General features: G+C 44.4%; 21 protein-coding genes and 1 pseudogene. 7 read left to right on the top strand and 15 right to left on the bottom strand.

What is annotated here, in order from left to right; genetic code table 11:
* Positions 1 to 24: 24 nt before the first annotated feature.
* Entirely contained in the window at positions 25 to 1440 is a 1416-nt protein-coding gene (locus MHI37_RS21205) for an FAD-linked oxidase C-terminal domain-containing protein (protein ID WP_076339060.1), read from the bottom strand.
* Positions 1441 to 1596: 156 nt separating this feature from the next.
* Between MHI37_RS21205 and MHI37_RS21210 the strand changes: the two genes are divergently transcribed.
* Positions 1597 to 2310 carry a FadR/GntR family transcriptional regulator gene (locus MHI37_RS21210; protein ID WP_076339061.1) on the top strand — a complete coding sequence of 238 codons (714 nt, stop codon included), beginning with the start codon at positions 1597 to 1599 and terminating at the stop codon, positions 2308 to 2310.
* A gap of 91 nt (positions 2311 to 2401) precedes the next feature.
* Here the strand turns inward: MHI37_RS21210 and MHI37_RS21215 are convergent, their stop codons facing one another.
* The 11 genes from MHI37_RS21215 to MHI37_RS21265 form a co-directional block, all read right to left on the bottom strand.
* Entirely contained in the window at positions 2402 to 3631 is a 1230-nt protein-coding gene (locus tag MHI37_RS21215) for a copper amine oxidase N-terminal domain-containing protein (protein ID WP_076339062.1), read from the bottom strand.
* A gap of 265 nt (positions 3632 to 3896) precedes the next feature.
* A complete protein-coding gene (locus MHI37_RS21220; RefSeq protein ID WP_076339063.1) occupies positions 3897 to 4916 on the bottom strand; it encodes a glycoside hydrolase family 43 protein in 1020 nt (339 codons plus the stop codon).
* 179 nt (positions 4917 to 5095) lie between these two features.
* The gene (bioC, locus tag MHI37_RS21225; protein WP_076339064.1) at positions 5096 to 5962 is read right to left on the bottom strand and encodes a malonyl-ACP O-methyltransferase BioC; all 867 of its coding nucleotides are present in this window, start codon (positions 5960 to 5962) and stop codon (positions 5096 to 5098) included.
* Positions 5943 to 6728, bottom strand: coding sequence for an alpha/beta hydrolase (locus MHI37_RS21230; RefSeq protein ID WP_256710665.1), 786 nt, complete (start codon positions 6726 to 6728; stop codon positions 5943 to 5945). The genes bioC and MHI37_RS21230 overlap by 20 nt, the downstream gene beginning before the upstream one ends.
* Entirely contained in the window at positions 6725 to 7903 is a 1179-nt protein-coding gene (gene bioF / locus MHI37_RS21235; RefSeq protein WP_076339065.1) for an 8-amino-7-oxononanoate synthase, read from the bottom strand. The genes MHI37_RS21230 and bioF overlap by 4 nt, the downstream gene beginning before the upstream one ends.
* Positions 7904 to 7938: 35 nt before the next feature.
* A complete protein-coding gene (bioB, locus tag MHI37_RS21240; RefSeq protein WP_076339066.1) occupies positions 7939 to 8937 on the bottom strand; it encodes a biotin synthase BioB in 999 nt (332 codons plus the stop codon).
* A gap of 12 nt (positions 8938 to 8949) precedes the next feature.
* Positions 8950 to 9675 carry a dethiobiotin synthase gene (gene bioD, locus MHI37_RS21245; protein ID WP_076339067.1) on the bottom strand — a complete coding sequence of 242 codons (726 nt, stop codon included), beginning with the start codon at positions 9673 to 9675 and terminating at the stop codon, positions 8950 to 8952.
* Entirely contained in the window at positions 9672 to 11003 is a 1332-nt protein-coding gene (bioA, locus tag MHI37_RS21250; RefSeq protein ID WP_076339079.1) for an adenosylmethionine--8-amino-7-oxononanoate transaminase, read from the bottom strand. Before bioA ends, bioD begins: the two co-directional genes overlap by 4 nt.
* Positions 11004 to 11394: 391 nt before the next feature.
* Positions 11395 to 12000, bottom strand: a complete 606-nt coding sequence (locus tag MHI37_RS21255) for a sugar O-acetyltransferase (RefSeq protein ID WP_076339069.1) — start codon at positions 11998 to 12000, stop codon at positions 11395 to 11397.
* Positions 12001 to 12911: 911 nt separating this feature from the next.
* Positions 12912 to 13727 (bottom strand): ABC transporter permease, encoded by an 816-nt coding sequence (locus MHI37_RS21260; protein WP_076339070.1) that lies wholly within the window; start codon positions 13725 to 13727, stop codon positions 12912 to 12914.
* Positions 13724 to 14755: an ATP-binding cassette domain-containing protein gene (locus MHI37_RS21265; protein WP_076339071.1), complete on the bottom strand. Its 1032-nt coding sequence runs from the start codon at positions 14753 to 14755 to the stop codon at positions 13724 to 13726. Before MHI37_RS21265 ends, MHI37_RS21260 begins: the two co-directional genes overlap by 4 nt.
* 396 nt (positions 14756 to 15151) lie before the next feature.
* On the opposite strand from MHI37_RS21265, the gene MHI37_RS21270 reads away from it, so the two are divergent.
* Together MHI37_RS21270 and MHI37_RS21275 are read left to right on the top strand one after the other, a co-directional pair.
* Positions 15152 to 15844: a transposase gene (locus MHI37_RS21270; RefSeq protein WP_342556508.1), complete on the top strand. Its 693-nt coding sequence runs from the start codon at positions 15152 to 15154 to the stop codon at positions 15842 to 15844.
* A 17-nt stretch (positions 15845 to 15861) separates the two neighbouring features.
* Positions 15862 to 16719 (top strand): annotated as a pseudogene (locus MHI37_RS21275) (IS3 family transposase); the annotation flags it as partial.
* 126 nt (positions 16720 to 16845) lie between these two features.
* Here the strand turns inward: MHI37_RS21275 and MHI37_RS21280 are convergent.
* On the bottom strand, positions 16846 to 17841 hold the full coding sequence (locus MHI37_RS21280; protein ID WP_076339876.1) for a stalk domain-containing protein: 996 nt from the start codon (positions 17839 to 17841) through the stop codon (positions 16846 to 16848).
* Between the two features lie 265 nt (positions 17842 to 18106).
* On the opposite strand from MHI37_RS21280, the gene MHI37_RS21285 reads away from it, so the two are divergent.
* Positions 18107 to 19567, top strand: coding sequence for an MFS transporter (locus tag MHI37_RS21285; protein ID WP_076339875.1), 1461 nt, complete (start codon positions 18107 to 18109; stop codon positions 19565 to 19567).
* A 133-nt stretch (positions 19568 to 19700) separates the two neighbouring features.
* Here the strand turns inward: MHI37_RS21285 and MHI37_RS21290 are convergent, their stop codons facing one another.
* Positions 19701 to 20330 (bottom strand): hypothetical protein, encoded by a 630-nt coding sequence (locus MHI37_RS21290; protein WP_342556509.1) that lies wholly within the window; start codon positions 20328 to 20330, stop codon positions 19701 to 19703.
* Positions 20331 to 20615: 285 nt separating this feature from the next.
* Here MHI37_RS21290 and MHI37_RS21295 point away from each other — a divergent pair, with 285 nt between their 5' ends.
* The 3 genes from MHI37_RS21295 to MHI37_RS21305 all read left to right on the top strand — a co-directional run bounded on the left by MHI37_RS21295 (position 20616) and on the right by MHI37_RS21305 (position 22104).
* Entirely contained in the window at positions 20616 to 21203 is a 588-nt protein-coding gene (locus tag MHI37_RS21295; protein ID WP_076339874.1) for a TetR/AcrR family transcriptional regulator, read from the top strand.
* A 65-nt stretch (positions 21204 to 21268) separates the two neighbouring features.
* The gene (locus tag MHI37_RS21300; protein ID WP_076339873.1) at positions 21269 to 21751 is read left to right on the top strand and encodes an HXXEE domain-containing protein; all 483 of its coding nucleotides are present in this window, start codon (positions 21269 to 21271) and stop codon (positions 21749 to 21751) included.
* Between the two features lie 5 nt (positions 21752 to 21756).
* Positions 21757 to 22104 (top strand): DoxX family protein, encoded by a 348-nt coding sequence (locus MHI37_RS21305; RefSeq protein WP_076339877.1) that lies wholly within the window; start codon positions 21757 to 21759, stop codon positions 22102 to 22104.
* A gap of 163 nt (positions 22105 to 22267) precedes the next feature.
* Here the strand turns inward: MHI37_RS21305 and MHI37_RS21310 are convergent, their stop codons facing one another.
* A complete protein-coding gene (locus MHI37_RS21310) occupies positions 22268 to 23950 on the bottom strand; it encodes a hypothetical protein (RefSeq protein WP_076339872.1) in 1683 nt (560 codons plus the stop codon).
* Positions 23951 to 23997 lie beyond the last annotated feature (47 nt).

The raw sequence follows: 23997 nt of genomic DNA on the forward strand, positions 1-23997 counted from the left end.
TGGATTGATGTCTCGGCATTCCCATTAGCCACGTGTAATCACCACTCTCTTTCTTGTCTCTTTAGCAAACATCTTGCCTGGATTAAGTAAGTTTTGCGGGTCGAATGCTTGTTTGATTCCACGCATCACTTCAATGCCTGTTTTTCCGATTTTCCATTCCAGGAATGGAGCTTTGACCATCCCGATACCATGTTCTCCGGTTATGGTCCCACCCAATTCAATTGCCGCTTCAAAAATCTCTTCGAATGCCAGCTCCACTCGATGCACCTCTTCAACATCCCTTGCATCCGTTGTAGCCGTAGGATGAAGATTTCCATCCCCCGCGTGTCCGAATGTGGCGATCGAAACATTGTACTTTCGGGCAATTTCATTAATACGCAGCACCATATCGGCGATTTTGGACCGCGGAACCGTTGCATCCTCCAGAATGGTCGTTGGGCGAAGGCGTGCGAGCGCTGTAAAAGCACTGCGCCTTGCTGTTAACAGCTTCTCCGCATGCTCCCTACTCTCCGCCACCTCCACTCTATCTGCACTCTCCGATTCACAGATTTTTCGAATAAGCTCAATATCACGTTCCACCGCTTCCAAGTCGCCGTCCTGTTCAATCAGAAGAATCGCCTCCATATCACGTGGAAGGCCCAGCTTAGCAAAATCATCTACGACCCGAATCGTTGGATTATCCATAAATTCCAGCGTAGCAGGAATAATTTTGGCTTCAATAATTCGAGATACCGTTCTAGCTGCCCCATAAAGATCTTTATACATAGCAAGCATGGTTTTCTTGCTCTTCGGAGGCGGTACCAGCTTCAAGGTTGCCTCGGTAATGATCGCGAGCGTACCCTCGGAACCTACCAACAGTTTGGTTAGATCATAGCCCGCGACATCCTTCATCAGCTTCCCGCCAGTCCGAATAATTTCACCGCTTGCCAAAACGGCTTCAAGACCGATAACATAATCCTTCGTCGTGCCATATTTCAAACCGCGAAGTCCACCTGAACACTCGGCGATATTGCCGCCTATCGTCGATATTCGCATACTGCTGGGGTCGGGCGGATAAAATAGTCCCAGCGATTCGATATGTGTGATGAATTCTGCCGTGATGATCCCCGGTTGTACCGTTGCCGTTAAATTTTCCAAATCGACTTCTAAAATTTGATTCATTCGATGCATCACCATCACGACCCCACCTTGGACGGGAACAGTGCCGCCACATAGATTAGAACCAGAGCCGCGAGGTACAATCGGTACGCTGTAGGATGCTAAATTTTTCATGATTTCCGTTACTTGATATGTATCCGCTGGATAAATCACACCGTCAGGAAGGCTTTGAAGCATGGGTGTCCCATCATAAGAATGGGCAACTAAGGCCTCTTTATCGTCCCTAAAATATTTCTCTCCGACAATCTGGCGAAGCTTTCGAGTTAAAGCTTGATCCAGCATCAGTGAATTCACTCCCTTTTTCACATTATAGGTCAGGTGATCTGATGAATTTATCGTCAGGTCATCTGATGACTTTTCTCAGATTATATGCTAAACTCATTACATTGTATAGTCCTTTTATCTTTTCGTGTTCAATATTAATTAATGGAGGCTTCCATGAAAATAAATACCCAAAAAGGCCATGAGCTGGTAGCTGACCACATTTTATTCAAAATTCAGGATGGTGAATGGCAGCCTGGGGAACGTATCCCCTCGGTCGTAGAATTGGCTGAAAATTACGGTGTAGGACGCTCTACAATCAGGGAGGCAGTGAGTGCGCTCAAAGCAATGGGCTGGCTGGATGTTCGACAAGGAGGAGGAACCTTTGTAAAGTCGGTGCTTCCAACAGATGTCAGACATGGTGCAGCTCATTTATTTACTAACTCCGATTCATTAATTGAGCTCCTTGAAGTCCGTATGGCGCTGGAAATTAGAGCAGCATCCCTTGCTGCCGAAAGACGCAACTCTACGGATTTGCTTCGATTAAGAGAACTAATAGCTGCAATGGAGATTGGACTTGAACATAATGATACTTCAGAGGGCGAACGCGCCGATGTTGAATTTCATATAGCGATAGTGAAAGCTTCAGGAAATTCCCTACTGATTCAGCTGATGGAATCCATGTCTGACCGGTTTAACGAGTCCATCCGTCAATCTAGAGAACTTTGGTTTTACAGTGAGAAGGCGACTGCTTCTCGTTTGCTTCACGAGCATCAAATGATATACGAAGCCATTGAGCAGCAGGACAAGAAATTAGCTGAGAGCTTAATAACTGACCATTTATCCAAGGTTGAGCTGGTGCTTCGGAAGGCTTTAAAAACAGACGTATGAAACAAGCCGTTATAGCAAAGCTTGCTCTGCTATAACGGCTTGTAAAGTCTTAAGCGAGGCGAACCTCCCTCCTCGTGAATATTGCTTGCTGCTACTTCGCTCCTGCTTCTACAAGAATGTTGATGAGAGAAGATCTGTTGCCCGATTTTGCCAAATACAGCAGACGATCTTTCTCTGCTTGACTAAGAGGCTCTAAGCTAGCACCATACTTTATGGTCAATATTTCCAATTTATCTAGGTTATACCAGTCCGGATTCCAGCTTGTTACGTTGTATGCAGCCTGCACTAATTTGTTTTTAACAGCTGCGTCCGGAACTAAATGTAACGCATAAAAGTGAATATCACGTTCCTCATTAGTTAAATAGACCATTTTTATCGTCTCGCCATTCGGATTGGAACCATGCGACAGAAGCCAATCCAACCAAGCAATATTTGACTCCGGATATGAATTTATTGCGCCCAAAGCATCTATATCATTTGCTCTAAGACCATGCTTGTACAATAGCTCTGCCATTTCATAGGATGGTTCAGCTGCTATATTAAACGTTTGTCTCTTACTATCAATATCAACCAGTCGCTCAGACTCATGTTTCCATCCCGCTACAGATAGATAGGAGTATCCATCTCGATAACTGACGTAATTCTGCGGATTGACCTTCCCTTTCTCCAAAAACAGCTCGACAACATCGACTAATTTGAATGAAACCGCATCTTCAAAAACATGATTAGCATTCGCTCCTGCTTCAACTGCTGCATTCGCCCATTCTGCACTCTTTAAATGATGAATAACGAGCTCCAATGCTTTATTGGATAACCAAGGCCGCGAAGTTAATAATTGTTTAAATAAAGTCAGATTATTAGAGGCTATCGCTTCATTAATCATCGTTTCTGTTACATATTGAATAATTACTGTTCTTGTTTTTGACTCCCAGATTACGGATGCTGCAAGTGCTTCGCTCACAAAACGAACAGGAACATAGGTGGAATTATCAACGATTACACCGGGCTGATTCAAAGCAACCTGCTTGCCGTTGACTGTTGCCGTGCGACTGCCAATTTGAAGAATAATTTCCATGTCGCCTTTCATTGCTGTAATTACTTTTGTTTTCGCATCATATTGCAGATTTGCATCAAGCGATTCGAAAATCGCACGTAGAGGAACCACAACAGATCCATTAACGATGATCGGGCTATTGCTGTATTTTTGTGTCTCATTATTGATGATTACGTCAATACGGGACTCCGATGCAGCACTGGTCATACTTAATACACCAGTAGATAATATTGTGGTCAAAACCAATGAAGCAGCTAATTTCCTCAAAAACAACCCTCCATACTATCTATTAACATCAATTTAATATTATAGGTTATTTCTTACTATATGTCATGTTTTGGCAGGCAGTAAAAAGTGATATGCTCACTGATAACCGAGCTCTCTATTAGTGCAGAAAAATTAGAATTTATTTAAAATTCCAGCTGAACGCTGTGACCTTGTCCGCCGATAATTCCACTTAATAAGGGGCTAACCCGCCCTGGTCAATGACCTTAGGAGACAGCCTCTTTTCTATCCTACAAAGCTACAATGGCTATTCGATAGCGTTTTCAATTTGACCACTATCAAGATCAGTCCTCGCCGATTTAACGATGAAGGAATTGCCCGTATCAGTCATCTCATACAGCTTGCACCTGGATTCGGGCATACGAAAGGGTGAATGTAGAATCATCATCCAATCGCCTTGGAACGTTTGAAATAGCATGCCATGGCCGCTATCATCGAAAACGAGCGGCTCCAGCTGCTCCCATGGTCCTTCCAGCTTGCCGGTTGTGGAGCGTGCAATCGTCTGTACGTAGCTTCCCTTTTCGTACGTGGACCAGAGCATGATCAGACGATTACCGCTAGTCCGGTATACTTGGCAGCCATCTGTCACGTACATGGATTTTGCTTCATCCTGCGGATGATTCCCATTGTCCCACGGCGCTTCAGATCCACTAAATAGATGAATCGGTTCCGAATCAGAATCAGTTAAATCCGCTTTCAAACGGATCGCTGCCACAGTTCCGTCTGCTGTCTGGACCCATTCATGGCAGTAGACCATCCAAGGGCTTCCTTCTTCATCAATATGCAGCGAGCCGTCGAGCGTCATCAAATGCGCCGGGACAATCGGAGCCTCTTGCTTGACTAATTCGAACGGTCCCTCAGGCGAATCCGAGACAGCAATGACTGTACCGCGCCAATGGAGCCGGTAACCGCCATGCCCCTCCCCTTCCAGCTTTCTATCGTTGTTATGCAGCGTAACAAATAAGTAGTAGCGCCCGTTGTAAGTATGAACTTCCGGCGCCCATGCTCCGTGCTGCGGATTAGCCCATATGCCGTCTGGAATGGTAAATACGACGTAGGGGCCTTCCCAATTCAGCAAGTCTTGGCTTTTGTAGGCAAGCACACCGTATCGGTCCATACCATTTAGCCTTGGGCTTCCGCCGGTATACAAATAATAGGTTTGTGTGGCTCCGTCGGCAACGACGAATGGGTCATGGGCCGGAATGTCGGCCAGCTTATGACCGGATCCCAGGTTAGCAACATCGGAAGCAGCATTATACACGTTCATATTGATAATCCCTCCAAATCAAATGGGGTTGCAAAGAACCTACCTATTAATGGTAACACGGATTTATTAAATGTTGTTCTCTCATTTTCGAGACCATAAGTTAAAGGTAACCTGTTGCCCAATCAAGTGGTTTAACCGAGGCATTTGATAACTTATCTTTTCAACTGCATATTACATATTTAATAATTTTTAATTGATTGGATTATTAGGAGATCATAAGTGGCAGCAACCCCTCCCTCTATACTGAATTCCCCCTCGTATTCCTTATACATGTTAGTGAACAAGCGTCGTAAGCTTTGTCCCTTCATCGTTACGGCTTCTGAAGTACTAGCTCCCATTGCTTTAACCGAATGAAGAAAATCCCTTGCGGATGCATACTTTTCCATATGAATATAACGTTTATAATTGAAGTTTGCATATCCTGATTCCTCAATCATATGCTGCCATTGGAGCGTCGAATGAAACGACAGGCCGTGACGCTGCGGTTCCATTCCGAATGCACGATAAACTTCATGAAATGACCTATGCATCTCATTGAATGTATCCGGACCGAATGTGGAAAATAGCAGTATTCCTCCAGGCCGCAGCATTCGCTGAAGATGTCCTAGCGTATCCTCCGGATTGCTTAGCCATTGAAAGCAGGCGTTCGAGACGATGTAATCGTAAGAGGAGGCTGGAGCATCAGCCGCCCAATTTTCTATATCCGCATGAATAAAACGTATACGTCCAGATGAACTCTTTATAGTGCCAAGAAGATCATCTGCTAATTGGACACGTTTCATAGCTACTTCAATCATCTCGGGTGCAACATCAAGTGCAGTAATTTTCGCGCTAGGCCATTCCTTCACTACCATTTGGGTTAGTGACCCGGTGCCACAACCGATCTCAAGAATGTTAGGCTCAACTATGAACCGTTTGTTTTTCCATCCTATGAGAGATCTTACAAGCTGATGAGCCATTGTTCGTTGAACATGGGCATGAGTATCGTATGAATTGGAACTTCGATTAAATTGACGCCCAATAGCACTAATTCTGCTGTTGGTCATGCCACCATCCCCTCAATTCTCCAGCTATGTGTACTTCCCTTCCCAAAAAGGGCATATGCCCGCAGTCTTGTAATGTTACTAACTTTGCATGAGGCAGCTGATCCCTTAACTCCAGGACAGCAGAATAAGAACAAATTTTATCCCCTGTCCCATGAATAAGAAGAACAGGACAAGTAATATTCGGTAAATTAGACATACATTCCTCGCTTCGTAAAATTTGAAGGCCTGCGATTAATGCTGGAACTGTCCAACTGCCAATTGGGGGAAGGCTTGCAGCGAGACCGCTCTCCCATTCTATATCCGTAAACATAAATTTCCTGAACTTCGTTTCAACAGCCTGCTGATCCTTTGAGACTCCTCTGATCATTTGCCGAATGTAGCCATCTGCTAAGCCGAAGATACCTTCTTCTTTGGAACGAGTGAAACGAGCCGTCGCACCGAACAGTACAAGACCATCAGCGTAACCATTAGCCGCTAGTCGCAGCGCAAGCAAACTTCCCAGTGACCAGCCTGCGATCAGTATCGAGCCTTGAAACCGCCTAATGCTGCAACCCGCCTCATCCACAAATCGGATCTTCCTAGCTATCGTTTCCGTGAGGTGCAGCATGTTCTCTGGCGAGTCCGCATCATTGTATTCTACAGAGACATGAACGTATTCTGGCAGTAACTCGCGAAGTCGATCAAAAACAGTATCCGGCATACTCCATCCAGTCAGCCACAATATAACACCACTCGATGACGCACCATCCATGTCCACTGCATTCATGAACGAATCACTCCTAACTGATGTCCGATTGCACAGATTATCTTCACTGCATTAATCAATTCCTTTTCTATATGGGAAGCTGTTAAGGAAAAGCGAATGCGCGCTGTACCATTAGGAACCGTAGGTGGCCGAATGGCCACCGCTTCTATCCCGTTCCATTCAAGCGCTTCACTGAAACGAAGGGTCGCCTCATTATCACCAACAATCATTGGCACAATCGGAGAATCCCCCCTACCGACATTAAAACCAGCGTTAAGCAGCGAGGATCGAAACAATCTGCTTAACGAGAAGAGTCGTTCGCGGCGCCATTGATCTGCTTGGACTAAGGCGAGCGATGTTGATATACCCGTGACCAAGGAAGGCGGCAACGCCGTCGAATACATGAGAGGTCTAGCCTTGTTAATTAGCCAGCGAATTAATGTACGACTACCGCAGACATATGCACCATATACACCAAACGATTTACTGAATGTTCCCATATGTACATCCACCTCATGCTGCAGACCGAGCTCAAAGCACAGTCCCTGACCTTGTTCTCCGTAAATCCCCCCGCTATGCGCTTCGTCCACCATCAGCATCGTTCCGTATTTACGTTTGAGTGCAGCCAGCTTAGATAAGGGAGCTGCATCGCCATCCATTGAGAAGATGGCATCCGTAACAATCAGCTTGCGCCTTTTATCACGATGCTTATTGAGCAAAGCCTCCAAATGATCCATATCGTTATGCCGATACCGAGCATGCTCCGCACGGCTCAATATAATACCGTCTACAATACTAGCATGGTTTAACTGGTCGCTGAAAACCACATCGTTACGACCCACAAGTGCACTAATAACACCGGAATTAGCCATATATCCATTTGCAAAAACTAGTGCCGCTTCACTCATCTGCCAATGTGACAGCTCTTCTTCAAGACCTCTATAAGGCAATCGATTGCCTGTCACAAGACGTGACGCTCCTGAGCCGCTTCCTTCGGTAAGTAGCGTTTCGCACATGGTTTCAATAATAGCAGGATGTTGAGCTAGTCCAAGGTAGTCATTAGAGGCCAGATTGAGCAGCAAGCGTCCTCCTCTCACCGTATAACCAGGAGAGTGCAGGGCTGGAGCACTGTCACGTAAACAGCGTTCTAACGAAGCGTCATGTAATAACTCAAGTTCTTTTTCCATCCAGTTCATCATCCGTACCACCTTAAAGGACGTTCATATAAATTTTAAAGAGCATTTAACTCAATCTCAAAGCCCAAATCTTCAATGATTTGATGATCAACTGATATCTCTTGACCTACAGTCGTCAAATAGTCACCTACAAAGAGTGAGTTGGCAGCATATAGCGACAATGGTTGCAACGTACGGAGGCTAACTTCGCGACCGCCTGCAACACGAATCTCTTTAGACGGACAGATAAATCGAAACAATGCCAGTACCTTAAGCCCTTTCAGAGCCGGGGTGCGTCCTGCTTCCTCCAAAGGGGTTCCAGGAATAGCATTCAAAAAATTAATCGGAATCGAATCCGCATCGAGCTCACGGAGCGCATGAGCCATCTCAACTATTTCCTGATTACTTTCACCCATACCGATAATTACACCGGAGCAGGGGGACATGCCATGTGCTTTTACCTTTTCCACGGTTTCAACACGCTGTTCATAAGTATGCGTAGTCGTAATAGACGAGTAATTATCCTTACTTGTGTTCAAGTTGTGGTTGTAACGGTGTACACCTGCTTCTGCTAAACGTTCGGCTTGACCGTCCTTCAAAATCCCGAGGCATGCGCATATTTTCAGCGGCATCGTTGCACGTATTTCTTTAACCGCATGTACGACTTGGTCCAGCTCCTTCTCCGTTGGGCCTTTACCCGAAGCCACAATGCAGTAGGTTCCTGCTTTTCGTGCCATAGCCTCACGTGCTCCAGCAAGCAGCGTTTCTTTGTCGAGCAAAGTGTATTTTTGAACAGGCGCCGTCGATATGATGGACTGTGAGCAGTAACCGCAATCTTCGGGGCAATATCCACTTTTTGCATTTATGATCATGTTCAGTTTCACTTTGTTGCCGTAAAAATGTTGTCTGACCTGAAAAGCAGCGTGCATCAAGGACAATATGTCTTCGTTATCTGATTCAAGAACAGCTAGCCCTTCTTCAGCTGTTAAACATTCACCCATTAGCGCTTTCTCAGCAAGTAACGACCACTCTATTTTTGATTTTATAGCTGTCATTTCGCTCACCCCTCAATTTGTTTGGATTGTTAGTGCCTGTGCGATCGTTTCCAATTGAATCTGTTCTCGAACTGCATGGATCAGCGATTCTGTATTTATTTCGTCCTTCAAGTAGGGGAAATGCCCGAGAAACTTGATGCCGCTATAACGTTCAATTAGCTCTGCATTAGTTGCCACACTCGGATCGCCAGACGTGTCAATTAATTGTCCATCATTGAAAATAAAGCCTATAATCGGAACCCCATTTTCCCGTAAATAGGACATCGTAAGCAGCGTGTGATTAATCGTTCCGAGACCCGAACGAGCTACGATCAGAGCCGGGATCCGAAGCTCCGAAATCAAATCCACCATGAGATAATCATCAGTTAATGGAACAGCTGCGCCCCCAGCCCCTTCGATAAGTAACGATTCATAACGATGTAATAGATCTTCACCAGCGGCTGCTAGCCCCTGCAATGTTAAGGTTACCCCAGATTGTTTGGCTGCGAGCAACGGCGTAAGCGGAGCTTCGAATGTGAATGTGGCTACCGCCTCCGGCTGCTCATTTAGTCCGGCGTATCGTAGCAGACGCTCAGCGTCGGTAGCTCCGCTACCTAGCAGTTCACCAGACTGCACAGGCTTCCAAATACCTACATTCCTATTATCAGCGCGAAGAGCCGCAGTAAGCGCCGCAGTTACAATGGTCTTGCCAACGCCAGTGTCTGTCCCGACCACAAATAATCCACGCATCGACCTCATAGGATGGATTCTCCTTCAGTGACGCTGAGAATGGCCTCCATCAAAATATCCGTCATAATATCAAGCTCGGCCTCTGTACTAGCTAGTGGAGGCATGAATACGACAACATTGCCTAGCGGTCTCGTAAGCATTCCAAGCTCTCTAGCCTTTTGGGTTACGCGAACACCGATTCGTTCGGACCAATCATACGGTTCACGCGTATCCTTATTGCGTACGAGCTCAATTCCAATCATCAGTCCCTTTTGCCTTATGTCACCGACATGCGGAGAAATATGTAAAACTGCGAGCTTATGTTCTACGAATGATGCTTTTGATCGTACTCCTTCAATGATGTTACGCTCTTCAAACAGCTTTAAGCTAGCCAAAGCAACGGCACAGCCGAGCGGATTACCTGTGAAGGAATGACCATGAAAAAATGTTTTTTGCTCTTCATAATCCGCATAAAATGCATTGTACACCTCGTCTGTCGCAAGCGTTGCTGCGACAGGTAAATAGCCGCCAGTAAGGCCTTTTCCGACTACCATCAAATCAGGTGATACATCTTCAAGATCACAAGCAAACATAGCACCTGTCCGCCCAAAACCTGTGGCCACCTCATCCGCAATGAGCAGTACACCATACTTACGGCAAATGGCTGCCATCTCACGCAAACAGCCTTCTGGCATAATAATGATGCTACTAGCCCCTTGAACAATCGGCTCTACAATGAGCGCTGCGATTTCATCCGCGCTGGTTTCGAGTAAAAGACGCAATGTCATTAGCGTAGCTTCCATTGCTTCCCGTTCACCGCCATCACAGCGGTAAGCATGAGGATACGGAATGACATACGAAGGAAACAGCATTGGGCGAAACACGTCATGATACAGTGGAATCGCACCTACGCTAACCGCTCCAATTGTATCTCCATGATACGCCTGATTCATCGTAATAAACTTCGTCTTACCCTCCTGTCCTAGGTTTTTCCAATACTGAAATGCCATTTTGACCGCAATTTCAACACCCGTTGCTCCAGAATCAGAGTAAAACACTTTATTTAACCCTTTGGGAGAAATCTCTACCAATTTCTCTGCAAGTTCAATGGCAGGCACATTAGCCATACCGAGAAGGGTAGAATGTGCAATACGTCCTAACTGATCTGTGATCGCTTGATTTAGCTCAGGGACGTTGTGTCCATGGACATTAAGCCACACCGAGGAGAATCCATCATAATATGCACGCCCACTAACGTCATATAATTTGATGCCTTCACCGCGTTCGATAATTAGAGGATCGGAGTTATTGTAGTCTTTCATTTGAGTAAAAGGATGCCATAAATTTTCCTTATTCATGGCAGAGAGTCGTTCATAATCCAGTACTGTCACAAGATATTACCACCTTTAGTTTGACACGCTCTATTGTTAACCTGATATATTTATTTTTGGTTAACAATAGGTTTGGTTAGTTTATCAGACATAAATCTTCCTGTAAAGATAATCATTCCAACGAGAAAGTGAATTTGCATTCTACGAGCGGTAGATTTAGAATCACAGTCTATAATAGGACTCTCCCCTGACCTCATCGCTTCCAATAATAGAATCATTTTAAATTTGAAAAAAAACAAAAAAAGCTCAAGCATTATCTCTGCTTAAGCTTCATAATAAATCAGGTAAATGAGCTACTTATTCAAAGCATTTTCACTACTAACACACAGCACTCCACATGCAAAGAGAGCTGACACTCTTACTTAAAATCAATTTTTCTGTCTTTGTAATAGTATTCCTTGTCATGGTCATTGATTTCTCGTAGTACACGGCAGGGATTTCCAACAGCAACCACATTGGCAGGAACATCTTTAGTTACGACACTACCTGCGCCGATAACGGTATTATCACCAATTTTAATTCCTGGAACAATAATAACACCTGCACCAATCCAAACATTTCTACCTATATGAACCGGTATATTGAATTGTGTTACATTTTCGCGAAGATGGGGAACAATTGGATGGCCTGCGGTCGCAACCGTTACATTGGGGCCAAACATAGTGTGGTCTCCCACATAAATGTGGGTATCATCAACCATAGTCAGATTAAAATTAGCATAAATACCGCTGCCAAAATGTACATGCTTGCCGCCCCAGTTTGCATGAAACGGCGGCTCAATATAGCAGTTATCACCCATTTCAGCGAACATTTCCTTCATAAGCTTTTTACGTTTTTCGGCCTCGGACGGGCGAGTTGCATTAAAATCATATAGTCTCTCAAGGCATTTGCCCTGCTCAACCATCAGTTCTTCATCGGTGCAGTTATATAATTCACCAGAATGCATCTTTTCATATATTGTCATCTATTCAATCCTCCAATAAATTCACTACTTATCTTAATATAATCATATACTTCTAGACAAAATGGCGTGATAAATCATCTGTTCTGATCGTATACTACTACATTTAACTTTACCACTTTAGACATCATTTAATCCATTCACATCTTTCAAGGCCCTTTCTGAACAAGATTTTAAGCGTACTCAAACATCCATTCTCTCATGAGCACCGTAGGAGTCAATCAGCTTGGATTCGGCTTCAACATCATAAGCAAGCAATCTGACATATCCACGACCATTTGCACACTTCCTCGCAAGTGCCAGCAATATATATAGCATGTTTACGATATGACCCATGACGCTTCCAAAGTATCCTCAAACCCTATGATAAGAAATAACAATTCATCCACCTCATATCAAGCATTTCGGTGATGCACCCAGCGCTTATGGCAAAGCACGTCAACAGGCTATAATAATCCTATAAGACATTCACTGAAATTGATCAGTAAGTATAAAAGGCGATCGGAAACTTTTCCGGTCGCCTGCTTAATTATCGCTTACACCGATCTTTAATTGGCATGAACAGCTGTTTGCGCTTCGACCCTCTAGCCTCTTTCGTTTGTTGATCACGGATGACGAGCAATATGATCTGCCAAAAGGATCAACGACAAACACTGCCAGCCAATCCTTGAATCGCAAGGAAGATATCAGTTCTAGATAAGAGTGCCCCAAGGTTTTGAGATGGCAGAGATAGATTAAATTCAAAACATGCTCAAAAAAAGTCTGAATAAGCTGATTGCATCTGACAAAGACTGCATCACCAAGCAAAAGGTAGTATGGTTGAAAGGGCACTACAAGAAATATCGACGATGCAAGGCCTGCTATGATAAGTACATTCCGATGATCAAACCTCCGCTGTGCAATGATTAACTACTCTACGTCCGGCGCATATATGCACGAACCGTGAGAGGTGCAAAGACCGCTACAATGATCGCAGCCCCAAGCAAAGAAATAGCAAGATCCCAACCTACAGTTCCTGAATTAATAAGCTCTCGCACGGCAGTCACAAGATGCGAAATCGGATTGATATTAACAAACCACTGAAGCCAGTTCGGCATCGTATCAACTGGCACGAAGGCGTTGGAGAGGAACGTCAATGGAAATAGAATAATCATCGATATCCCCTGTACACTTGAGGCTGTACGAGCAATCACGCCAAAGAAGGCAAATATCCAACTAATCGACCACGAGCAGAAAATGACAAGAACTGCTGCGATAGCGACATGATCAAGCCCGCCATCAGGACGGTAGCCCATAATATATCCCATAACTAAAGTAAGTACAGTCGCAATCGTATACCGAACGGTATCTGCTAACAAGGCGCCAGCTAACGGGGCAATCCTCGCAATAGGCAATGATTTGAACCTGTCAAATACTCCTTTATCCATGTCCTCACGCAATTGAACTCCGGTTACGACTGAGGTAGTGATCACCGTCTGCACGAGGATACCAGGAATAATGACGGGCAAATAACTGACGATATCGCCGGAGATGGCCCCGCCAAAGATATACGTAAACATCAAGGTGAAAATAATAGGCTGAAGTGTCACATCGAACAGTTGCTCTGGTGTTCTACGTATCTTCAGCAATCCTCGATATGCCATCGTCAACGAATTGCGTATCGTTTGACTGAAGCTCGTGTGATTTTTCAGCTGGCGGTCGAATCCCGATTTTATAGAAGTACTTCTCATACTTTTACTACCTCCGCTTCATTCGATTCATAAGACGCCTGTGACACGTCCTCTTCAACACCATGCCCAGTGATGGTTAGAAACACCTCATCGAGTGTCGGTTTCTGTACACTCATTTCAGCCAAGTGAATATTTGCTTCGCGAAGAGCGATAAGCAGATCTGTAACCAGATCAGCGTTGGCCATTGGCGCAGTTATCTTTCCCGTTTCGTAAGAGACATTGGACTGGATTCTAAGCACCCGTTCAACGGTCTGACGCGCAGCCTCGATGTCCTTTAGATTTTGGACGCCTAAATGCAGTGATGAAGTACCTACTGAAGCTTTCAGCTCATCCACAGTTCCTTCAGCAACTACTCGGCCACGATCAATAACCGCAATCCGGTCCGCCAGTTGATCCGCCTCTTCGAGGTATTGTGTGGTTAGAAGTACGGTTGATCCTGTCTTCACCAATCGACGAATTGTATCCCACATCTGCGAACGCGTCCGCGGGTCCAGCCCTGTAGTCGGCTCGTCAAGAAAGATAAGCGGTGGCTGTGCAATTAAACTTGCAGCCAAATCCAATCGCCGGCGCATACCTCCGGAAAAGTTTTTCAGCGGACGTTTTGCAGCTTCCGTCAAACCAAATTCCTCAAGCAGCTCCTCTGACTTCTGCTTCGCCTCTTTCCGCCCCAGCCCTAGCAGCCTAGAGAAAATGATCAGGTTTTCGGTAGCGCTAAGCGACTCGTCGACCGATGCATATTGGCCGGTTACCCCTATCAGCTGTCGGACAATCTGCGACTCCTTCACCACATCATGCCCGAAGATTCGTGCTGAGCCTGCGTCCGGACGAAGTAAGGTTGCCAGCATTCCGATTGTTGTGGTCTTGCCTGCCCCATTTGGTCCAAGCACGCCGTAGATTGTACCTGGACGTACATTCAAATTCACGCCATCCACCGCGCGATTGTCACCAAAAGTTTTAACGAGTCCGGTCGCTTCGATGGCCCATCCCCCATCGCCTTGCTCTATTTTCTTTTTACGTACAAGCTCCATTGCAATTCCTCCCATATGAAACGGTTATGTAGTGATATTAACTCACCTTTGTAAACTGAATTTAAACAAATGAAGGAGCCAAATATAAAAGTTTTGTTTCGCCCACTGTGCTTCATTCACATTAATTCGATACCTCTTCGTTAACGGGAATGGAATGAATATGCACCTTACTTGCCCGGTCTCGCTTCATTTCTGCGTAATAGCATCTCTGGTTCCCTTTAGCTTTCGTTATCCGTTCTCCGGCTGCTGGCGCAGCATCGTTATCAACAGGGGCAGAGAATGTATACTTTCCTATATTTCAAAAAAAAAAGCCCGCTACAGCCTTATGATATGCTCCCATCATAGTAGACAGTAGAAAAAACAAAAACTTCTACTTCTACAATGATGGGAGTTTTTATGATGTCCAAAAGGAGTCCAATTTCTTTCGAGGTAAAGTTACGCGTCGTAAAGCGATGCCTTCTGAATGAAACAACCCCCAGTTTTGAGGCGAAACGGCTAGGGGTAGACAGCAGTACGCTTACGGATTGGATAAGGAAGTATAAAGCAGATGGAAATGAAGGATTAAAGGAATCTAGTGGGTGTAAGGCCTATTCAGAGGATCTGCAACTGGCTGCAGTTAGGGATGTCCTATCCGGTAATCATTCTATACGAGAGGCAACGAAGAAGTACCATATTTCGAGTAAAAGCGTTTTGACGAGATGGATTTCCAAGTATACTAAAGGGATAGAAATAAAACCTACTCGTAAAGGGAAAGGACTATCCCGCATGAACAAAGGACGTAGAACCACTTTCGAAGAACGCATTGAAATCGTACAGTATACGATCGCCAATGATTTGGATTATCAGAAATCCATTGAGAAGTATGATGTTTCTTATCAACAGGTGTATGCATGGGTTCGTAAATGTACATCCGGGGGTGTGGAAGCCCTTCATGACAATCGGGGCCGTAATAGGCCTGCAGGGGAGCTGGATGATCATGATCGACTCCAGCTTAGAATCAAAGAACTTGAAGCACGCAACGAGTACTTAGAAATGGAGAATGCCCTCGCAAAAAAGTTGGCAGAGATCCGGCGACGAAATACACGCTAACCTTAGTTCGGCATGCAGACTTGTATCGAGTTATTCAAGAATTGCACACGGAGAAAGGCTACGCCATCACCATGCTGTGTAAGCTAGCAGGAGTCGCCAGGTCTGCCTATTATAAATGGCTCAAATGGAAACCATCCATCAGGGAACTTGAAATCCTTTCGCTCGCTAAAGAAGTGAAACTTCGCTATGACAAGCGGAAAGGAATACTTGGCTATCGTCAAATCTGCATACAAATGAACCGAAAACTCAAAAAGAATTTTAACAAAAAACGTTATTACCGAATCATGCGTGCTCTTGGGTTAAAAGCCGTCATTCGCAGGAAGCGACCAAACTACCTGAAAGCCTCCGAGATGCATGTGGCTGAAAATGTGATGAACCGTGAATTTTGCGCAGATTCTCCTAATCGTAAGTGGTGTACAGATGTTACAGAATTAAAGTACGGGAATGGTCGTAAAGCCTATTTGAGCGCTATCCTTGATCTCTACGATAACTCCGTTGTTTCATGGGTGTTAAGCCACTCTAACAACAATAAACTCGTCATAGACACCGTACAGAAGGCTTACAAAAGAAACCCGGGCGTAGCCCCACTTCTCCATAGCGACAGGGGCTTCCAATATACTTCACATGCATACAATCGACTACAGGTTAAGCACCATTTTACTAAAAGCATGTCTCGCGTAAGTCGATGTTTGGATAACCAACCGATTGAACGATTTTGGGGTACATTAAAAGCTGAAAGCTATTATCTCACCAAATACGAGACCTATGAAGATGTCCTTCATGATGTGAGAAATTATATGCGTTACTACAACCGTTACCGCTATACAGAGCGTTTAAATGGCTTGTCCCCTATGGAATACCGACGAACTGCATAACACGAGAGCTGAAAACAAAACCCTCAGCTCTGTTAATTGAACTGAGGGGAAATAAATTAACTTTTTTTGTTTTTTACACTGTCTACTTGACAGGGGGCACTTCACTTATGGCTATAACGGACCTTCCTATTTAGCAAAACTATGATGACCGATCGATGCAATAACATCCAGGCTGGACCAAAACGATCCTTTGGAAATATTCGGATTGAAGAAATAGACCGCGTTCTCAACGTTATTTTTCCCGTTCAAGGCATCCTTCACAGCTCGTAAAACACTTGCATTTGGCTTGCTCTTGTCAAGCATCCCGTTATGGGCTGGTGGAAACTGCTTCCCTGAATATATAACCTCTTTTATCGAATCTGGAAACCTAACATCCTTCACTCTGTTTAATATCACATTCGCTAAAGCGAGCTGGCCCTGATACGTTTCATATCCAGCTTCAACCATCGTAATCTTGGCTAGCAGCATGTAGTCCGCTTCTGTGAACGACTTTGCTGCTTTAGTAAATATTGAAGGAATAACCACATTAAGCTTCGTTCCCGGTTTAAGGGCTTCCTTGCCATTTAGTCCATTCCGCTTCAATAGCTCGGACTTGCTGCTCCCAAGCTCCTTAGCGATCTCATCCAAGCTTTTCTCACCGGTTATTACGACTGGCTGCACCGTTATGAGGTCAACAATGTCTTGTTCGGTATTCAATTGCAGCTTGGCATGCAGCATTTCCGACAATTGGCGCAAAGGCACATAAAGCCTTCCATCCTTTAAGAATGGAGCAACATCCATCAGATAGCGTTCTTCGTTGAAATAGACAACCGGCACGCCGTTTCCAAGCACAATTTTATCATTTAATGCCGTATGTATCGTTACTTCATCCGTATCTTTATCCCAGCTTGACTTCGCACCGAATAATTCAGCTATACGAGCCGCAGGGACATACATTCTTCCATCAAGCGTTACTACAGGTTCTGTCATCTTTATAATCTTGCCATCAAGCTTTAGGGTCAAATCATTCATAGCTGCAGCTTCTCCAGCGGAGACGATAGACATCGGCCCGTTACTAAGCAGAAGTACTCCTAATAAAATAGTGATAATAAGACATTTAATCCTCTTACCTTCTCTGATCATGCGTACCTCCCAGCAATTCTAGTTGGTGCAAACTTCCACTTTCCTCTTCTGGGCAAAATTATAACATAACTCATTAGGGTCGTAGGATTAACATTTTCACAGAATTAAACACAGCTTGCACAATAGATCGGAAAATTTTAAAAAACTTACAGATGAGTTTTAAAATATTGACTAACTTTCCCAATCTAACCTATCCTATTTTAATCTTCTAATAACATGGTAATATAGAGTAATCAGTTCAAAATATACATTAGGAGCATATCAAGTGAGGACACATCCAATCTACATTTTACGTATCACAGGTGTTTTAGATGGTATTTCTTTATTAGTATTACTAGGTATCGCCATGCCCTTAAAATATATATGGGGAATCGGACAAGCTGTAACGGTTGTAGGAAGTATTCACGGGGGGATTTTCTGTTTATATGCACTCGCCATCCTTTATGCTGCCATTCGAATTCAGTGGAACCTGTTATGGTCTGCAGCAGCTCTAATCGCAGCCTTTATACCTTTAGGAAATTTCATCCTGGACTGGAAGCTAAAAAAAGCACAAGCTAAATATAGTATAAAACCTTTTAACTATGCCTTGATCGTGTACAGTATCGTGTTTTTTTCCTTTATTGACTTATTCGTACAGCTGCCGGTCATGAGCACATTCGCATCTTCCGTCGGCGCAAGCTCATTTATTGTTGGAATTGTCGTTGGCCTATACTCATTAACGAATACGTTTGGCAATATTTTATCGGGGATCATGACTGATAAAGTAGGCCCATTCAAAATATTAATGATCGGGTTGCTTTTAACAAGCAGTGCTTTACTGCTGTATCAATTCGTTGATTCGCCGTTATTATTAATAATTGTTCGAATTATTCATGGTTTTGTTGCCGGATTAATTGTTCCAGCCGCGTTTACATTCTCTGCTAATACTACGGTAAATGCTCAACAAGGGAAAAAAGTCGCCTTCACCGGTACATTTGTTGGACTAGCTGCTATTATCGGTCCTGCTTTCAGCGGAATTATGGCAAGCAAAACGTCTGTACCCTTCGTCTTTATGTGCGTAGCTATTTTGGGATTTTCACTTGCTGTCTTGTCCGCCATTTTTCTCAGCAAGTACAAGATAGCCAAAAAAGAAAAGGTCGATGCTGTCCAAGCATCTAAAGGCTCATTCTTTAATGCAGGTGTAATAAAAGCTTACGGCGGTGCCTTTTTCTTAATGTTCTCACAAGGCGTGATCGCTTATTTGCTGCCCTTGCATGTGCAGACACTTGGGTATGATTCGAATTTAAGCGGCACATTAATGAGCGCTTTCGGGATCGTTGCTGTTCTCATCTTCGTACTTCCTACTAATCGTATTTTTGACCGTGCAGCTCCATCTACAACGATGGCCCTCGGAATTGGTTTAATGGGATTAAGTCAGCTGCTTATTAGCCAGTCAACGACGACCTTATCGCTTTATATCGTGTTAGCCTTATATGGAGTAGGCTTCGCCTTCTTATTCCCCTCCATTAATACGATGCTCATTAAAGCGACGCCCGCAGAGCTGCGCGGGAAAGCTTACGGATACTTCTACGCCTGCTTTTCTCTAGGTGTCGTAGCCGGCTCTTCCGTATTAGGCTGGCTTCCTTTTAATATTATTGAAGGGTTTATATTTACAGGAATCGTCCTGCTGCTCTTTGCTGTATTTGTCGCTCTCAATAAACAAAGAGATTCCGTGTTAAATTATTAGTAAGGGGCGTACTATGCAGCCTCTTCGGGATGCCATCAAATAGAAAAACGCAACCTTTATGAGGTTGCGTGAAATGTCTTATTTAGTGGAGCCTATGTGAATCGAATCCTAAAATTATCCTGAATTTCCTATTCTAGTCCATTCCATGATTGCTTCGGATATCGTACAACCCTTGGAGCAGAAGCTCCCCGGGATCTCGGTTCAACTGCAGATGTGTCAACATAAGATGCAAAGGGATAGCGCATACATTATTTCCTTCTGTAATCGCTGGAAAACCAGTTTCAAAGACCGGACCGTGTGTTTCATTCCACGCTAGACCTGCATGAATTTGCTCCGGAGCAAATTCTTCACGTACTGTTTTTATACAATGCGGAACGAGTACCTTGTCGATGATCGCTTTAGCCTCTTCTTCGCTTGAAGCAGGCTGCGAGAGGGGTTTCCCTCCCTTAATCTTCATAAGATCAACGAAGAATGAAGCCATCCACACTGCTGGATCATTGCCCGATTGGAATCTGTCGATCAACTCGCGCAGAAAAAAACCGCAGGAATATACACTATCAAATTCATCCTTCACATGAAATACAAAAACTGGGCCGTAGGCTTCGAGATTCAACACTTGTCCTTCAACGTCGTCAAAGTGCATTTTCAAGGATACGAGGCCATTATGGTGAACAGCCTTTAGAAGCTCCACCCATTTCTCCTCGGTCATTTCACCGTCCTTGCTGTTTACTTCCTCATTTGCCGTCTGATTGCTCATTTTCATTGTCCCCCCGCCTACTATCATACTATCATCTTGTTGATCCGACTTTTTTAAGCGCATATTGAACGTCAATCTTTCTGCAAACCTATTATGGACTGCCACAATAGGTTATATATATTATAGACATGTGACCGTCCGACTAGCAATCACCTTACTATAGCAAAATTGAAATTTCCTTAAAATGAAGAGAGCATTGTCATGTATCACCACCATTTGTACACTAATATGAGCTATTGACAGTTCGCTTTATTTTGTTATAATTTTGTTTGAACGTTCATACAAAAGGTGATGATAATCATTAAAGGACCAAATGGAGATACAAAGAGTAAAATCGTCGATGCTGCTTATCAGGTATTAGCTGAGCAGGGATATGATAAATCTTCAATGAAAGAGATTGCCAAGCAAGCTGGAATATCACAGGGGCTGATTAATTATTACTTCCCGAGTAAAGAGGATTTAATGTTCGAAATATTTCATTTGGAAAGTTCCCGTTATATTGAAGAAATGAATAAAATTTCGGAAATTCCAATGAATGAAAGCTTTTTGCGCAATGCGTTAGAGGTTCCGAAAAATATGGTGAATGAGTATCCGGATTGGCATCGTCTTCGTTTTGAACTGTTTGCAATTGGTCTTAGAAGTGACGCAGGACGTATGGAGATTCAAAAAAGCCTTGAAGCTGGCCGACAACAAGTGTTAAAAACGATGAACATGCTGCCAATCAGAGAGACCATTAATAAAAAGGCACTGGCATCCATCATTAATGTAACGATTGATGGCTTAGCACTTGAGCAAATGGCTGATCCAAATTTCGATATCGACGCTGCTTACCATACTTTTGCCGAGCTGTTAGAGACTTATTTATCAACAAAGAAATAATTTTTTTTCGTTAAAATTTGATTGAACGTTCAATCAATTTAATTCAAAACAAGGAGCGGATAACGATGTTTCAAGATTTGCATCTTATATTTTGGCTGCCTTATGTTGTTTTAACCATTCACACCATTGAAGAGCTTCCTGGCTTTTCAGCATGGGCTACACGCTACTTTGCTCCTATGACGACCTACAAGCATGCAATGACTCAGGGCCTCATGATTCTACTCGTACTTTTGGCCTCCTATAAAGCTTCTTCTGTGGGATACCATGGCGGTTGGGTTGTTCTAACAGCAGCATTCCAATTGCATATTGGTTTAAATGCAATTTTCCATGTGATAACGACCATTGTCTTTAAGGAGTATTCTCCTGGATTGTTAACGGCAATCACCATCTCTATTCCCGCTACCTTATTCTTTTTCTTTCGTGTAAATATAGAGAATAGATTAACAAGCATTGAACTAACCATTGCTCTCTTTTTGGGAACGGTTATTGCTACCGCAGCCATTGCTACTTTGTTTCTAAATAAAAAAAAGGTCATAAAGAGAGGTTGATGAATATGCTCGTTATAACTACACTGCTTCAGGTCATTCTTATTGCGATATTTCTCCTTTCTGGTGTCGGAAAAATTTATGGATTGCCCATGCATATAGATAATTTCAACCGATTACGACTTCCTCAATGGTTTCGTGTGGTTACGGGCATAGTTCAGCTTATCGGGGCGGCCATGTTTATCATAGGTTTTTGGAAATCTGATTGGGCTGAAATTGCTAGTTTATGGCTGGGAATAACGATGATTGGAGCGATTTTGGCTCATGTCCGCGTAAAGGATAACTTGAAGCAAGCGGCAGCAGCCATTATCATTTTATGTCTCTTGTTTGTGTTAATTGCCAAAATGCTCTTATAATTATTGTTCAGTCTACTGTTGACAATCCAAAACAAAAAAACGACATTTCTGCCGTCTATGGTTAAGGTATTGGGGGAAGTGACGCTCAGTGCCCCTAACCGCCTCGCTTCCAGTGGAGCGAGGCAGTATTATTAGTCACTTACGACAGACCTCGCTTCTATGCTCACCTTTGTCCATATGTTGGATAAATGACACCTGGCGAGGACGCTGAATAAAAAATGCCATTCTCATAAACTAGCGTCTCATTTCCGTCCACGGCAAAAGAAATTTGCGTCTCGCCGTATTCGATGACACCTTCCACCCTTCGTACACTCATCCCGATCACTGCTTTTAGCTTGCCAGCGCGGTCCGTCACCAGGCGGACGCCTGACGGAAAACGGTACCGCAGTTTGCCGCTGACAAAAATGCTCGCCGTCTCCTCCGTATTAATCAGCTCATAGGCAATCCCATCAACCGTGCGGCTGTAGGCGGTATGCTCGGCCAATTGAATACCATGATCCAGTGGGTAAGGAAGCAATCCTGTAAACCATAACTCACTTCCAGTTGTCGGAAAAATGCCGCTGAGCCGTTCAATATAGTCAAGCAGGCATAGTATGGCGGGCGAATACGTTTCCGTATAGCCTTCCTCCCCGGTCCACGGACTAAGGCATTGACCAAACCGAGTCATTCGTGACAACGCAGAAATAATCGGCTGCAGCACCCAAGTGAGCTCCACATAGCGCTGATGATATTCAAAAGCATGCGGTGCACGAATGAGGCTGAGAAAGTTCGTCGCACCCGCCCAAGTATTATAGCTTGAAAAAGGATCAAACCGCGGATCGTCCATCGACAGCGACGTAAATGGATATTTTGCAAAAAACTTAGAAGTATTAAGCAAATACCGCTTGAGCATCCCGTCAAAAAAGTCTCTATCTCCCACTTCACTTGCAAGCACGCGAAGCAGCACATCGGACTGAACGCGAACAAAATGCCCCTGCTTATCTACATCGTAAAAGAAATGATCCGCCTGATCGAAACAATGCTTCATCAGGCTCTCTAACCCGCTCTCCGCCTTTTCCCTCCACGGGTCGTCCGGCAGTCCGAGCTCCAGCGCCATTCGGCCAAGATATTTACGGCTGCAATATACGCTGGCAGTCAGATCAGGTGCTAGAAACGGTAAAATGGGAGAATCGGGATGGACGAGCGCCGGGTCATTCAGATGCGGCGTATCCGGCACATGCCAGAACCTTGGGGACAAATCGTGACCGGTATCAAATGCACAAAATGCCTCAACACAGCCTGTTCCCCTCGTATTGCGATACTGTACCAGCCAGTCATCATATCGAGACAGCGCCTCATACATCTGCGGTAAAAAGGTTGACGCTGTCTTATCCCCATGCAGCGAATAATGGTTCCAGACACTTCTGGCCGGCGGCGTGACGAGCTGGATTTGCTTAAATACGGCACCCTCTGCCGTAATTTTGTAGGGCAGCAAGCCGTCTTCGCGCTGCAGCGCGGCAAATTGACTGTAGGTCGCTTCCGCAACAGACGGGATAAACCGGGAGCAAAGCTCGGCATTAATCGTTCCGGTACTCTCCAGCCAGCATCCCAGATAAACCCCTCCCTCCTGCAGAATCGGCGCTTGCTGCGCATTCGGAACGATGCAATCCAGCAGCTTGCGCACTGCCCGGTAGTACACCTTGGTAAGCACCGGTGATGAAGCAGAGAATTTCACACCAGATTCGATAAATTGTTGCAAAATAGCTTCGTCGGACGGTTTGCCAAGCACACCCACCTGCTGCGCCACATCAAGCTCGTCAAATGATTGCCGAAAACGTTCCAGCTCAGTATGGGCATACGTACTCATCGTTGGTTTCTCCTCCCGATTGTTCGGCTTTACGCCTGTATTTACTC

Origin of the sequence: Paenibacillus sp. FSL H8-0548, from assembly GCF_038630985.1 — a bacterium.
Lineage (GTDB): Bacteria > Bacillota > Bacilli > Paenibacillales > Paenibacillaceae > Pristimantibacillus.

Excerpts from the sequence above, each read along its gene's own strand:
- MHI37_RS21290 (WP_342556509.1), bottom strand. The coding sequence starts at position 20,330 with ATGAAAATGAGCAATCAGACGGCAAATGAGGAAGTAAACAGCAAGGAC.
- bioA (WP_076339079.1), bottom strand. The coding sequence starts at position 11,003 with ATGAATAAGGAAAATTTATGGCATCCTTTTACTCAAATGAAAGACTAC.
- MHI37_RS21295 (WP_076339874.1), top strand. The coding sequence starts at position 20,616 with ATGATAATCATTAAAGGACCAAATGGAGATACAAAGAGTAAAATCGTC.
- MHI37_RS21300 (WP_076339873.1), top strand. The coding sequence starts at position 21,269 with ATGTTTCAAGATTTGCATCTTATATTTTGGCTGCCTTATGTTGTTTTA.
- bioD (WP_076339067.1), bottom strand. The coding sequence starts at position 9,675 with ATGAGGTCGATGCGTGGATTATTTGTGGTCGGGACAGACACTGGCGTT.
- MHI37_RS21260 (WP_076339070.1), bottom strand. The coding sequence starts at position 13,727 with ATGAGAAGTACTTCTATAAAATCGGGATTCGACCGCCAGCTGAAAAAT.
- MHI37_RS21205 (WP_076339060.1), bottom strand. The coding sequence starts at position 1,440 with ATGCTGGATCAAGCTTTAACTCGAAAGCTTCGCCAGATTGTCGGAGAG.
- MHI37_RS21270 (WP_342556508.1), top strand. The coding sequence starts at position 15,152 with ATGATGTCCAAAAGGAGTCCAATTTCTTTCGAGGTAAAGTTACGCGTC.
- MHI37_RS21230 (WP_256710665.1), bottom strand. The coding sequence starts at position 6,728 with ATGAATGCAGTGGACATGGATGGTGCGTCATCGAGTGGTGTTATATTG.
- bioF (WP_076339065.1), bottom strand. The coding sequence starts at position 7,903 with ATGAACTGGATGGAAAAAGAACTTGAGTTATTACATGACGCTTCGTTA.
- bioB (WP_076339066.1), bottom strand. The coding sequence starts at position 8,937 with ATGACAGCTATAAAATCAAAAATAGAGTGGTCGTTACTTGCTGAGAAA.
- MHI37_RS21305 (WP_076339877.1), top strand. The coding sequence starts at position 21,757 with ATGCTCGTTATAACTACACTGCTTCAGGTCATTCTTATTGCGATATTT.
- MHI37_RS21220 (WP_076339063.1), bottom strand. The coding sequence starts at position 4,916 with ATGAACGTGTATAATGCTGCTTCCGATGTTGCTAACCTGGGATCCGGT.
- MHI37_RS21310 (WP_076339872.1), bottom strand. The coding sequence starts at position 23,950 with ATGAGTACGTATGCCCATACTGAGCTGGAACGTTTTCGGCAATCATTT.
- bioC (WP_076339064.1), bottom strand. The coding sequence starts at position 5,962 with ATGACCAACAGCAGAATTAGTGCTATTGGGCGTCAATTTAATCGAAGT.
- MHI37_RS21265 (WP_076339071.1), bottom strand. The coding sequence starts at position 14,755 with ATGGAGCTTGTACGTAAAAAGAAAATAGAGCAAGGCGATGGGGGATGG.
- MHI37_RS21210 (WP_076339061.1), top strand. The coding sequence starts at position 1,597 with ATGAAAATAAATACCCAAAAAGGCCATGAGCTGGTAGCTGACCACATT.
- MHI37_RS21280 (WP_076339876.1), bottom strand. The coding sequence starts at position 17,841 with ATGATCAGAGAAGGTAAGAGGATTAAATGTCTTATTATCACTATTTTA.
- MHI37_RS21255 (WP_076339069.1), bottom strand. The coding sequence starts at position 12,000 with ATGACAATATATGAAAAGATGCATTCTGGTGAATTATATAACTGCACC.